The organism is Trichloromonas sp. (assembly GCF_041583255.1).
Taxonomy (GTDB): Bacteria; Desulfobacterota; Desulfuromonadia; order Desulfuromonadales; family Trichloromonadaceae; genus Trichloromonas.
On sequence record NZ_JBFHGD010000005.1, the window covers coordinates 1 to 13,440 of the forward strand.

Sequence of the window (13,440 nt, forward strand, 5' to 3'; positions counted from 1 at the left end):
AAGCACCCGGCCGCTGTCGACCACCGTGGCAGTAAATCCGGTCGGCGCCGGCGCCGTGGTGGTGCGGTCGATGGGCGTGCTCGGATCGCTGGTCCAGTCGCAGCTGGAGCCCTTGTAGGCTTTGACCTGGTAGCGGTAGGTGGTGGAATGGGCCACCGTGCGGTCGTTGTAACGCCCCAGCCCGTGATTGTAGAGGGCCTGGGCCTCGGCCAGGGTTAACGGCCGGGTAAAGACGGCAACCTCGTCCATGCGGCCGTCGAAGAATTCCTGATTCAGGCTGCCGCGCCGGCCAATCTGCACGGCGGCGGTGCTGGTATCGAAGGCGATGGCGGCATTGCTCCAGGCCGACACCCCGTTCTTGTACAGGGTCACCCCGGAGGCCGGGTTGAAGGTGACCACCAGGTGCTGCCAGGTGCTCACGTCGGCCGCCACGCCGGTGTTGACCAGGGCGGCGTCGACGCCGTTGGCCACCCACCAGGTGGCGCCGTTGCGCAGCAGGCTCCAGTCGTTGCCGCCGTTGTCGGTGCCGATGACGAAGCGGTTGTCGGCGCTGACCGAGTTGGGATAGACCCAGGCGGCGAAGCTGGCGCCGGTTCCGGTGGCGGTCTGGTTCAGTGTCAGCGCGGTGGAGACATAATCGTTGCTGCCGTCGAAGCTGCCGGCGTAGGCGTACTTGCCGCTGCTGGTGGTGGTGGCGCCGTTCACGGCGGTGCCGTTATTGCCGGCGCCGGAGAGATCTTTCACCGCGCCCGCCGTGGCCGGCCAGGAGGCCTCATCCATGCGCATCCGCAGCACGTTGCCGGCCGGGCTGGCCAGGGTAGCCAGCGGGGCGAAGTCGCTACAGCCGCTGCCCGTGCAGCGCTCGATGCGGAATTCGGTCTCGTCGCTGGAGTTGTCGGTCCACTTCAGCTCGACCCATTCTTCCGAGACCCAGTCGGTGGCGAGTACGGACGGCGCCTGCTTGGCGAATGTCGTCTTGTCGCCTGTAGCGGCGCTGTAGTCGGTCACCCACTGGCTGGTGCGGTAGGCGTTGATCCGGTAGCGGTAAGTCTGATTCTCGCACACGGCGTTGTCGACATAACTGGTGGTGTCGGCAGGAATCAGAATGTCGGTAAAGGTTGAGAAATTACAGCCGGCGCCCATGCAGCGCTGCAGGGTGAAGCCGGTTTCGCTGGCGGTATGATCGTTCCATTGCAGCAGGATGTCGGTCGTATTCTGCACCGTGGCGGTCAAGCCGTCCGGAGCGTCCGCCGCGGCGGTATTCACTTCGACTTCGGCCCAGCGGGACGCTTCCCCTGCGTCGTTGAAGGACTGGACCCGGAAGCAATAGGTCGAGCCGGGATTGAGTCCCGAGGCCAGGTAGGTCGTGGCGTTGGCCGCGGTTTCGGTGACGGGAGTCCAGCTGCCGGCATCAGCGCAGCCGTCGACCTTGCGCTCGATGCGGAAGCCGGTTTCGTTAAGGGAATTGTCGGCCCAGGCCAGATCGGTCTGGGTGTAGAGCTGGGTGGCTGTTAACGGATAAGGCGTCTGCATGACCGTGGAGATCGCCTTGAAAACGATGAAGTCGGTGTTGTTGCCGGCGTTGATCGAGGCCCCGGCGATAAAGGCCTCGCCGTAGGCGTTGAAGGCGACGTCGGCCGGAAAGTCCACGCCATTGGCGACGCCGTTGAAGACGCTGGCGCCGACGGTGAGGCCGGTGTAGTCGAACATGACTGCGACGATGTTGTCGCCGCTGCCGTTGTCGGTGGTTCCGGCAACGCAGACGACCCCGGTGCGGTCGATGGCCATGGCGGCCGCGGCTTCGTCGCTGCCGGTGAAATCGAGGAACTTGGTCCAGTCGGCACTGACGCCGGTAGACGGATAACGCAGGACAACGATGTCATTATTGCCGGCGCCGATGAAGGTCGTACCGGCCACCACGACGTCGTTGTTGTTGCGGTCAATCTCGATGGCGACGCCGGTATCGTAACCGCCGCCATCGTAACTCTGGGGCCAGCCGGCCATGACGCTGCCGGTGGCGCCGTCGTACTTGAGGGTGAGGATGTTGCCGTTGCCGCCGGCGCCGACCGAGTAGCCGGTCACGACCAGGTTGCCGTCACCGTCCACCGCCAGGTCGGTAGCGTAGTCGGTGCTGCTGCCGGCGCCGTTGTAGATTTTTGGGGCGCCGCCCCAGGCCAGGGCGCCGGTAGCACCGTTGTACTTGGCCACGAAATAGTCGAAGTTGCTGCCGTTCCAGGTCTTGCCGGCGACGAAAATGTCACCGGCAGAGTCAAAGGCTACCGCCGCCGGCTGATCGAGACCGCCGCCGTTGTAGGGCGTGGCCGCCCACTGCCGTGCCCCTGCGGCATTGTACTTGATGACGTAGATATCGTCGTTGAGGCTGGCATTTTTGCCGTAACCGACCACCACCACGTTGTCCGAACCATCGACCGCCGAGGCCACCGCCGCCGAGCGGTCGTCGTTGCCGGCCGGACCGTTGTACTGGTCGGCCCAGGTGGGCGTGCCGCTTCCTGAAGGATAGCCGAGGGTGTAGACGTCGTTGGTGTTGCTGGCGCCGCCGCCGTACATGGAGGCGTAGCCGCTGACCACCACCCGGTTGCTGCTGTCGACGGTGACGGCAGTGGCGAAGTCCGATTCGTTGTCTTCATCGTTGTGCCGGGCGCTCCACTGGGTGGTCGCGGCGTTACTGCGGTCGAGCTTGCGGGTGTAGTAGTCGTAGCCGCCTTCCGTCGAAAAGCTGAAGCCGGTGACCACCGGGTGGTTGTCGGGACCGACGGCGATGGCGGCCGGTTCGTCGTCGCCGGAATCCGGGCCGGCATAGCCGTGCTGCCAGGTCGGTGGCGTATAGCTGACCTGGGTGGTGCGGGCATTGGCTTCGTTGGACCAGGGAGAACTGCCGTCGGTGGTGTTGGTCGCCTTGACCCGGTAGAAATAGCGGGTGTCGGCGACCAGGCCGGTGTCGGTGTAACCGACGGTATTGGCCGGCAGGTTGGAGACGACCACGGTCCAGTCGCCAGCCCCACTCTTGCGCTCGACCACGAAGTTCTCTTCGTTGCCGGCGTTGTCGGACCAGGCCAGAGCGATTTCATTGGTGGGAACGAAAGTGGCGGTCAACGCAGTCGGTGCGTCGAGGGCGCCGGCGTTATATTTTACGGCAATAAAATCGTAACTGGTGGCGGCGGTGTCCGACCAGCCGCCCACAATGGGGTGGCCATCGGAAGCGAGATTGATTCCGACCGGTCGGTCGTGTTTGGTCAAGGTCCCGTGAACCGCCTGCCACAGGCGGGTGCCGTTGGTGCGGCTGTATTTATAGGTATAAATATCGTCAAAACCACCAGCGTTGTCGTTGGTGATGCTGGTGACGAACAGGTCTCCGGCGTTGTCGCCGACGATCCCGGTGCCGACGTCGTTGTTGCCGTTGCTGGTGTTGTAGATAACATGCCAGCCAGACGGCATGGTGTCGGAGCCGTCGGCGGCGGCGTAGCGGGTCAGGCAGAGGTCCTTGTTGGTGGTCAGGGTGAAGCTGGAGCCGGCCACGTAGGCGTTGCCGGCCTCGTCGAGCCAGATCGCCCGCCCCTCGTCGTCGTAGCCGCGATTGCGCGGTTTGAACCAGATCGGCGTGCCGTTGACGGCGGCCAGCTTGACGGTATAACCGTCCCGGTTGCTGCCGTTATAGATGTAGCCGGTGGCCACCACGTTGCCGGATGCGTCCATGGACACGGCCATCCCCTTGCCGTCCCCGGTGTCGTTGTAGCGATACTCCCATTTCTTTGCGCCGTCGAAATCGTACTTGGCCACAACGTAGTCGAAGTCGACCGTGGCGTTCTGCGACTCACCGATCACCGCCACGCCGTCGATCCCGGCAAACATGTTGGTCAGGCGATCGTGATTGTCGGCGGGGCCGTTGTACCGCGAAGCCCAGGTCGGGGTGCCGTCGGGATTGGGCCCGGACGGCACGTATTTGATGAGAATGAAGTCGTCTTCGGCCGATGCGTTCTGTGAGGTGCCGCCGACGTAGATATTGTTCAGGCTGTCGACGGCGATGGCGTTGGCGTAGTCGTTGCCGCCGGCCGCGCCGTTGTAGCTGTGCTGCCAGATCACCGAACCGTCGGCGCCGTTGTACTTGATGGTGTGGATGTCGTAGTTGCTGCCGTTGTGCACGTAGCCGGTGACGATGATGTCGTCGTTGCCGTCCACCGCCACCGCCGTGGCAATGTCTTGTCCGCCGGCCTTGTCATAGGTTTTGGCCGGCCAGGCCAGCCCCGCGCCGGTGGCCAGCACCTTGGCGACATAATAGTCGCTGACGGCGGATCCGGTATAACCCGCCAGGATGACGTTGCCCTGCGAATCGACGGTTGAAGCCCGCGTTTCCTGCTTGTCGGCCACGGCCGTGTTGTAGGTCCACAGCGGGGCGCCGCCGACCGCCAATGCTTCTCTGCCGCAAAACAAGGCAAGGAACATCAGCAGGATCAAACAGGCCATTTTCTTCATATTGGTATATCCAGCCGCCACACTGATCTCCCCCGAACGGTTCTTTCGAACATCCCCTGTCATCGTCGGTTCCCCCCTTACCATGGCGTCACGTCATTCCAGCGTTGATTGTTCCACGCCCCGGTCATCGTCTCATGACAGGCCGGCCAGACATTTTTAAGCCGGGGATAGCTCTGCGTTCCTCCGTTGCGCCCTGGAACCCCTCCGGACGCCACCTGGGCGCGATGGTTGCTGTCCAGGCAGTTGGTTCGCATCAGCTTGCCCAGGCCCGAACTATGGGGCTGGTGACACTTGGAGCAGGAGAAGTTGTGTTCGGAGTTATTCCCCCACCCTTTGACCGTCTCGTGAATTCGATCGACACTCTTGAAAGACGTGTTCTTATTGATGCCATCGGTCAGGCTCGCCTTGGGATGACAACGGATGCACAGTCCGGCAAAGCGGTCGGCATCCTCGTCCATCTTTAACGAAGGCCCGTTACTGGCTGCGTTGCTGGTGCCGAACAGCTTGCGGTCGAGCTGGACGTTGCTGCTGTTTTTCTGGGTCCCCGCTGTTTGTGGAAAATCCTCCTTGTAGGGCGAGGTCAGCCAGGTGCCCTTCAGCAGCGGTACCGCGTATTCCTGCTCCTCAGGGCTGAGGCTCGGACTGACCCCGTGGGGGTCGTGGCAGCCGCTGCACAGGCCGTTGATGGTGCCGTCCACTCCCCCTGCGTTGTCCAGCGGCTCAGAGGGCTTGAGATGCCCCCCTTTGCCCATCATACCGGCCCGGTAGGCGAAACGGGTCTTGGTGCCGTTCATGCCGCCGCCGAACCGCGGGCTGTCCCAGTAGCCCATGATCGGCGCGGTCGCCCCGAAGGTCGACTGGTAGCCCCAGGGCTTGGCGCCGGCGTTCTGGGTCTCGTGGCAGTCGAAGCACTGGGCCGCCCCGGGATTCATCGGGTTGACCACCCCGGCGCCGTCGGCCACCGCAGCCGCCTTGTAGGTGACGCCGTAGCCCCCCTTGCCGGCCTGGGTCTCCTTGAGGTTGCCGCCGCGGAAGGTGTTGTCGAAGGTGCGGTAGCTGCTGGTCACCCCGGTGGTGTACGAACCGTGGGAGCTGTGGCAGTCAAAACACTGCACGTTCTGGCTGCCGTTGCGGGTGTTGGGCAGGGTGCCGTCCTCGCCGGTGGTGGCGCTCCACCCCCCTTCATTGAGGGTCGCCCGGCCGTGGGCGGAGAATGCCTTAGACTGAATTTTCTTTGCCGCGTTAGCGTCTCCATGCTTGCCGAAATTGACTACCCCTTCCTGGCTGTAGCGGGCGTCGATGCTGGTGCGGTCCCAGGCGTACTGGCGCGGGGTCTTGCAGTCCTGGAACGGCTCGTAGTCGTTGTTCTGGTCGCTGTGGCAGCCGATGCAGTTTTTAGTCACATTGCCGACGTTTTCCCGCTCGGCGGCAGTGCCGATGCTGACCGCGTTGAAGATGGTCGCGGTCGAGTCGAGCACGTACTCGGTCGGCCGTTTTTCGGCGCCGTAGATGGTCAGGTCAACCTTGGCATTCAGCACCGAGGCGTGGGTCTTGTAGTTGTAGCCGGCATGGAAGCGGTTGTCGATCAGCCCGTGGCTGGTCGCCTCCCAGTGACATTCGTAACAGTGCTTGTTGCTGAGCTCGACATCCTGCACGTGATGGGACTGCCCACGGAACTGACGTATGGTGTCCGTCCGCCCGTTGACTGCGCCATCATGGCACTTGGTGCAGTCGCGGGGCTGGCCGAAGCCGAGGTGGTTCGGCACCGGCTTCTGGGCATGGCATTCGGTGCAGCTCTGGCCGCTGCCGTGCCCTTCGTCGAAGCCGTGGTTGTGGCAGCTGGTGCAGCGCCGGCCGCTGCGATGGGCGTCGCCGTAGTCCTTGTGGTAGTGGTCGACATCGGTGTGGCAGACGTTGCAGATGCCGTTGTAGGGCGCGTCGTTCTTGGCGTAGTCGAGGCCGCTGATGGTGCGGGTGAAGGATACCGCCGCCCGCTCCAGCGGCTTGCCGAACAGGCCGTCGGTCCTGGTGGCGATTTCGCTCTGGATCATGAAGATGTTGCCGTCGCCGTGGGGATCGTGGCAGTCCCAGCAGAACTTGCCGCCGCGCCATTCGGTGTCGAGAACCTTGAAGGTGACACCGCTGAGCGGAGCGCTGTTGTAAACCCCGCTGACCGTCACCGAGTTGTAGCCGTTGACCAGGACCGGCCGGATCTTGCCGCTCTCGGCGCCGCTGGTGATTTCAACGGCTTTGCCGACGAACTGGTCGACGCTCCAGGTCTTGCTGACATCCTTGAGCTCGGTGTACTTTCCGCCGGCATCGACCCGGGCGTCACTGCTGAGGGTCGCGGTGTTCAAAACGGTGCCCAGGCTGTGCTCGTAGGCCTCGAAGTGCTTGAAGCCGAAATGGGTCGAGCTGGCGTTGCTGGCCCCGGTGTGGAACCCGGTGCCGGGGTCGTAGCCGAGGGTGTACGGGTTGTCCTCGGGCGCGCCGGACCAGGTATGGCAGCTGTTGCAGCGGTTGTTGTCGTCATCGTCGTGGCACTGCAGGCAGACGCCCATCATCACGTACTGGCTGCGCACGTCTTCTTTCTGCTCGGCGGTCCATTTGCCCGCCCCGGTGTTGTGAATGTGGACGTCGTCGGTATGGCAGCCGGTCGGCGGCCAGTCGGCGGGGGTGGCCATGCAGGAGGTGGCCTGATAGCTGCCGCCGGTCATGAATTCGATGTGGTTGACCGCGTAGGGGGCGTTGACCGTGCCGACCTGGATGGTGGCGACGCTGTAGAGCTCGCCGGCCAGCCCTTCGCGGATGGTCGGGTCGTCAAGCTGGGGCGCCCCGGAGGTGTCAGCCGGGTTCTCATGGCAGGTGTGGCACTGCGAAGCCTCCTGCGGCAGATGGCAGTCGGAGGTCAGGCACGAGGTGGTGTTGGGAGCGGCGAAGGGCGCATGATCGACGGTGTACGGGAAACCGTCGTGGGCATCGGTTCCGGTAATATCCACCAACTGGTGGGAGATGCTGCCTTCACTGTCGTGACAGGTGCGGCACTCTTCCTCGGTGCGCTCCATGTGGCAGTAGACGCATTCCTTGAGGAAGCGCTTTTCAAATTGCGGGTGATGCTTGAGCCGATACGGGTTAGTGATGTCCTTGTGCAGCACCTCGTTGTCGTGACAGTACCAGCAGGGGTTGCCGGGGAAATCGGCCGGCGGGTTGCCGGATTCGGTGGCGTTGCCGCTCGGGTAGTTGCCGGCGGCGGCCGGGCGGCCGTGGCCGCTGGTGACCCACTCGGTCATGTTGATGCGCGCCTGGGTGCCGTTGAAGCCGCCGAAATCGTCGACATCGGCCCCGGTGGTGCCGTGGCAGGTCAGGCAGAGGACCGCGTTGTTGGCCGAATCGCCCCAGACCGGGTCGTCGCCGCTGTGGCAGGTGGTGTTGGAGCAGGTCTTGGTCACCGGATCGTAGCTGCCGCCGTCCTTGAAGACCACGTCCTTCTGCTTGTTGACATGGTATTCGGGGAAGATGTGGCTCGACTCGGTCATGCCGCCACCGAGCCCGGCGCCGTCCTGATGGCAATCCTCACAGTTGTCGACGACGGTGCTGGCGTGGCAGTTGGCGCAGGAGAAGTCGGTCTGCAGGTGACGCACGTGGGAGTTGGCCCGGTCGGTGCCGGGGCCGGTGTTGGCGTACATCGGCGTCGCCTTCTTCCACTCGTCGTCAGGCCCCCAGCCGGTGATGCCGTCGTTGATATGGCAGTCGCTGCACTCGCCCTGATGACCGTGGCAGGAGTCGCACTCGGCCACCAGACCGGAAGCCCAGCCCAGCAACCGCACCTCGGGATTCACCGTGGTGCCGTCGCTGTGGCAGTAGAGATTGTCGCAGGTTTTGTGTTCCGGGGCAGGATTGTAGCTGGCGGCGTTGTAGCCGACGATGTTCCACTTGGGGTCGAACTGGATGTCCACCTCGCCGTCGGCGTGATTGCCGTAGTTGACGATGTTGCCGTCCGCGTCGACGGTGGCGGCGTGGCAGTACTGGCAGGGATATTTGCGGATCCAGGACTCATTGGCCAGCCGGTGGTGGGCGTTGCTGTCCATCTGCGATTCGGCGGGGCCATCGGCAATCCGCCCGTTGTGGCATCCGGTGCAGCCGAGGCTGCCGGCCCCGGACCACTGGGGAGTCGTATTCGGCGCCCCGCCGGCCCCGTCGCTGTGGCAGTAGGTGCTGCTGCAGGCCAGAGTCGCGCTGTTGTAGCTGCCGGTCTGGCCGGCCGTTTCGGCGAAGGCGACGTCCTTGACGCTGTTGACGTGCTTGCCGGGGCCGCTGATGGTGCTGCTGTCGCTGACGGTATCGGTGTGGCATTTGCTGCAGTCGTAGCCGTAGGTCCCGGCGTCGGTGTGCTTGCGATGCCGCACGCTCAGGCTGCTGGTCGCCCCGCCGCCGTCGTGGCAGCTGCTGCAGGTCATCGCCGCCCCGCCCCAGGTCGGGTTGCTGTAGCTGATGCTGCCGCCGGTGGGAGAAGCATTGCTGTGGCAATAGAGATTGCCGCAGCTGGTGTAAGCCGGGGTGCCGGCATAGGTCAGCGTGCCGGCCACATCGCGATAGCGGCTGGTCTGATCGGCATCGACGTAAGTCGCTCCGGTCGTGCGGCTATCACCGCCATCGAAGCTGATTTCAGAGGTGCCGCTTAAGTGCACCGCGGTATCGTGGCAGGTCGAGCAATTCAACGCGTTGAGCATCCGTCCGCCGCTCAGGTGGGCCTGGTGGCTCCCCCAGGCCGGCGGAAAGGTGTGGCAGCCGTCGCAGCTGGCTTCGAAGCTGTAGTTGCCGGCGGTGCCCTGGTGGCTGTGGCAGCCGGTACAGTCGGCGCCGGCCGTATGGTAGCTGCCGGGCAGCTCCTTGACGTCGCCGTGACAGGCTTCACAGTAGCCGTTGCTGCTGCCGTCGGCCCGGTCGTTCCACAGCTTCCAGGTCTCCGCGGTATTGAGGGCGACGGCCGAGTTGTAGGCGTAGTGAGTGGCGCCGTCCTGGTAGCCGCCGAAGCTGACCGAGCTGTTGTACAGCGGATTGAAGGCGGCCTTGCGCAATACGAAGAAATAGGGCGTGCCGCCGTTGTAGGAATGGCCGCTGTGGCAGTCGAGGCAGCCGATCACCGGGCCGCCGTCGCTGGTGCGGCCGTGGATCTGGTAGGTATGGCAGGTCTGGCAGAGGTTGGAGCGCAGCACCGCGGAGTTGTAGCTGTAGTCCAAAGCACTGTCGGTTCCCGGACGAGGGCCGTCGCTCAGCAGTAGTTTGCCGTCGCCGGCGTTGAGCGAGCCGGCCAGGTCCCGGCCATCCAGGGTACTGGAGTCCGAATCGGTGAAATGCAGCCCGTGGCACGAGGAGCAGGAGATATTATGGGTGCCGGCGGTGGCGTTGTAGACCAGCCGCACGCCGCCGGAGCCGGCATTGGTGCCGAGCACCAGGGTACTGGCGTTGTAGCTGACCGGCTTGTACTTGTCGGAACGGGACGCGGCAAAGGCCGGATAATCGACCACCAGCGGGTGCGACTCGAGCCCCCGGTCGCTGCTCCCCTTGTTCCAGGGGCGGTGACAATTGAGGCACATGCTGTCGGTGCTCCCCAGCCGCAGCAGCTTGGGATCGCTGTCGCTGCGCAGGTGGGGGTCATGGCAGCGGGTGCAGGTAACCTTGCCGTTGGAGATGCCGTAGCGGCTGCGGTAGAGCGCTGCCGTCGGCGCCAGCGCCCCGGCCGCCGGCACCACATCTTTAGGTGAAGCCCAGTAGTGCGAGGTCTGCTGCGAGGGAGGCTCTTCCATCCCCGCCGCCGTGGCGGCATTCATGGCGTTGCTGGCATCCTGCACGCTGAAGGTGCCCCGGGGCGCATGCCCCGCCGAACCATCGGCGAAGGTCATCTCAGGCTTGGGATCCTTGTGGCACTGCAGGCAGATGTTGTTACCCCCCAGGGCCGCCGACCCGACCCCGGCCTTATGACAAACATTGCACTCGAAATGATGAACCGGCCGCGCCTGTGCCTGCCCGCAGAACAGCAGAACCAGAAACAGTGCGATGATGCCCGGAAGAGCTCTCCCCCTCATATGCAACCCCCATAGTGCTGATAGAAAACGCCAACCACTCGAAATGGCCGCACCAGCTTTTTCGGAAAAGAATGGTTTCTATCATTCGGCTAGCAAAAGAAACACCAAAGGAATCAAGATGGTGTGGGCACACGAATTAATTAAGAAGAGTCCAGACATCAGCCATTGAACACCGATAAAGTCACCTTTACCCTGCGGGCAAACCACCTGAAATTCTTTAAAAAAAAAGTGCCGTAGAACAAGGACAAAACATGGCCCGCACAGGCCATGTTTGCCTTTATTAATATTATTTTCCGCCAATGCTATTGCAAAGCGCTTAATTAGCTGGCACAAACTGCTTAACGGCGAACCATTACCGTCATTTCAAGAAAATGACAGAGGCAAATACCGTAGCCCGTCATCACTGGCACTGGCGCCGCCGATGACGCTCGGCAAAAACGTCTTTCCCCCGGCACAATCCGATGTTAAGATTTATACAAATGGCAATGAACCGAGAGCAAACAGGAGACCCCCATGACTCAAGAGGGCAGGAGTAAACAATCTTTACGGCTTGGCGAACTGCTGCTGGCTCACAAGATCATCACCTCGGACCAGCTGGAGAACGCGCGCAAAATCCAGGGGCAGGAAGGGCACAAGCTGGGGTCGACCCTGGTCGAGCTGAATTACCTGAGCGTCGACGACCTGGTCAAGGCACTGGGAATGCAGTGCGGGGTTCCGGCGGCCAACCTTTTCAAGCTGGACATCCCGGCCGCGATGCTGAACCTTCTCCCGCTCGAAACCATGAAAAAGCACCAGGTCATTCCTCTTGATGTCACTTCGCAAAAAATCAGCCTAGGCATGACCAATCCGGGCAACATAGAAATCCTCAAGGAACTGCAGTTCGTATTGGGCAAGTCGATCAAGCCGGTGGTCGTCCCTTCCTTTCAGCTGGCCGCGGCGCTCGATCTCACTGAAAAACAGGGAGCCCGGCCCGGCCGCCCAGTCACCGGCGCCGAGATTGCCGGCATCTGCAAGAAAAAGATCGAGGTCACCTCGCTGCCGGGCATCAGGGACCTTTTCGAGAGCCTGGTGACAAAAAAAGCCTCCGACCTGCTGCTGGTGGCCGGCGCCCCTCCCAGCCTGAAACTCAACAATGAACTGGTGCGCCTCCCCCTGCCCACGCTGACGCCCCAGGCGGTCAACGATTACGCCCGCAGCATGATGAGCGATTTTCACTGGGACCAGTTTCAACGCACCAAAGAAGCTGATTTCGCCTGCATGCTGCCCGATTTGGGCCGCTTCCGCGTCAACGCCTACCGGCAGCGCAACAGCATTTCGCTGGCGATCCGCCATATCGTCGAAGAGATCCCCGCCCTGGCCTCCCTGGGGCTGCCGCAGTCTTTCGAAAATTACGCCATGAAGACCCAGGGGATCCTGCTGATCACCGGCCCGAACGGGCACGGCAAAACGACCACCCTGTCGGCCCTGCTCGACATCATCAACAGCCGGCAGAAAAAAAATATCATCACCATAGAAGACCCCATCGAATACCTGCACGACCACAAGGCAAGCAACGTCAACCAGCGCGAAGTCGGGGTCGATACCGAATCGTTTTCCGAAGGCCTGCGGCGCATCTTTCGCGAAGCGCCTGACATCATCGTCATCGGTGAGATGCGCGACCCCGAGAGCTTTGCCATTGCCCTGCAGGCGGCCGACAGCGGCCACCTGGTGATCAGCTGCATGCATGCCAACAATTCGGTCATGGCGGTCAACCGGATCATCGACATTTTCCCCCCGGAGCAGCAGCACCAGGTGAGAGTGCAGTTGGCCGACAACTTCATCTGCATCATCAACCAGCGCCTGGTCGCCAGCAAAGACGGCAAAACCCGGCATCTCGCCTACGAAAAGCTGGAAAACAGCCCGCGCACCAGGAACCTCATCAAGGAAGGCAAGGAAAACCAGATCCGCAGCCTGCTGCAGCAGTCGATGGATGAATTCTGGTCGCTTGACGTCAGCCTGGCCCAGCTCTGCCGCGACCAGAAGATTTCCCTGGAGGCGGCCCTCCAGTACTGCCAGGAACCCAACTTCTTCCGCGAACTGGTCAGCCGGGGATTGGCAGCCGCCCGCCCGCCGGCCGCTAAAAACTGACCGACTGAAACGAAAAAAGGGGCCGACCGGGCCCCTTTTTTTTCGTTCTTTTCTGCGCGAAGGCACCTATTCGCTGGCCATCGCCGAGATGAAAGCGTCCGCCTCCCGAATCGACACTTCCATTTCCCGGATCAGCGCGCTGATATCGGTTTCCACCGAAGCCAGCTCATCCCGCAGCGAGGCGATGGCCTGGGCGTTCAGGTTGTGCTTGAGAAAGAGCACCTGGTCGTTGAACGCCGTCATAACCGGCGCGATTTTCGCCTCGGCTTTTTTCATCGCCGCGATCAGCTGGCGGTAGCGGCCGCGGGTTGAATCGAGCTTCTGCCGGCTCGACCGCCGCAGGCTGTCGCTGCTGTACTGGTCCAACTCCCCTTCCCACTCTTCGAACAGCGCCCCGGCGACGTCCTCGACCGAGGCGATCCGGCTGCTTACGGCGTCGGACTTGACCTTGCTTGCCTGGTATTCCCCGTCAAGCTGGGTGTACTTCTCCTCAAGGGAGCCGCCCTTGAACCCGGTCACTTCGGCAAATCGCGCCAGGGCCGAGCGGAACTGGTCCTTGGCCTCGTGCTGGGCATCGCGGGCATCCTCGACCCGGCTGACCAGGATATCCCGCTTGTGATAGCCGAATTTCTCCATGGTTTTGAAATAGGCGGTCTGGCAGCCCGGCAGAAGCAGCAGAAACGCCAGCAGAAACGGCAACGGACGGCAACAGGTGAAAATCGATCGAATCATGGCC

The 13,440-nt window shown here is 62.8% G+C and carries 4 protein-coding genes; 1 reads left to right on the forward strand and 3 read right to left on the reverse strand.

The features are described from left to right. Both ABYV89_RS00800 and ABYV89_RS00805 read right to left on the reverse strand, forming a co-directional pair. Window positions 1-4,491: LamG-like jellyroll fold domain-containing protein (locus ABYV89_RS00800; RefSeq protein ID WP_432821011.1), on the reverse strand; the 4,491-nt coding region annotated here is incomplete at its 3' end. Window positions 4,492-4,568: 77 nt separating this feature from the next. Further along, window positions 4,569-10,577 carry a CxxxxCH/CxxCH domain c-type cytochrome gene (locus tag ABYV89_RS00805; RefSeq protein ID WP_432821012.1) on the reverse strand — a complete coding sequence of 2,003 codons (6,009 nt, stop codon included), beginning with the start codon at window positions 10,575-10,577 and terminating at the stop codon, window positions 4,569-4,571. A gap of 513 nt (window positions 10,578-11,090) precedes the next feature. Here ABYV89_RS00805 and ABYV89_RS00810 point away from each other — a divergent pair. Further along, on the forward strand, window positions 11,091-12,704 hold the full coding sequence (locus ABYV89_RS00810; protein WP_432821013.1) for a PilT/PilU family type 4a pilus ATPase: 1,614 nt from the start codon (window positions 11,091-11,093) through the stop codon (window positions 12,702-12,704). Window positions 12,705-12,770: 66 nt separating this feature from the next. Here ABYV89_RS00810 and ABYV89_RS00815 read toward each other — a convergent pair whose 3' ends face one another. Then, window positions 12,771-13,436 carry a DUF2959 domain-containing protein gene (locus ABYV89_RS00815; RefSeq protein WP_432821014.1) on the reverse strand — a complete coding sequence of 222 codons (666 nt, stop codon included), beginning with the start codon at window positions 13,434-13,436 and terminating at the stop codon, window positions 12,771-12,773. Window positions 13,437-13,440: the final 4 nt, after the last annotated feature.

Excerpts from the sequence above, each read along its gene's own strand:
- ABYV89_RS00805 (WP_432821012.1), bottom strand. The coding sequence starts at position 10,577 with ATGAGGGGGAGAGCTCTTCCGGGCATCATCGCACTGTTTCTGGTTCTG.
- ABYV89_RS00810 (WP_432821013.1), top strand. The coding sequence starts at position 11,091 with ATGACTCAAGAGGGCAGGAGTAAACAATCTTTACGGCTTGGCGAACTG.
- ABYV89_RS00815 (WP_432821014.1), bottom strand. The coding sequence starts at position 13,436 with ATGATTCGATCGATTTTCACCTGTTGCCGTCCGTTGCCGTTTCTGCTG.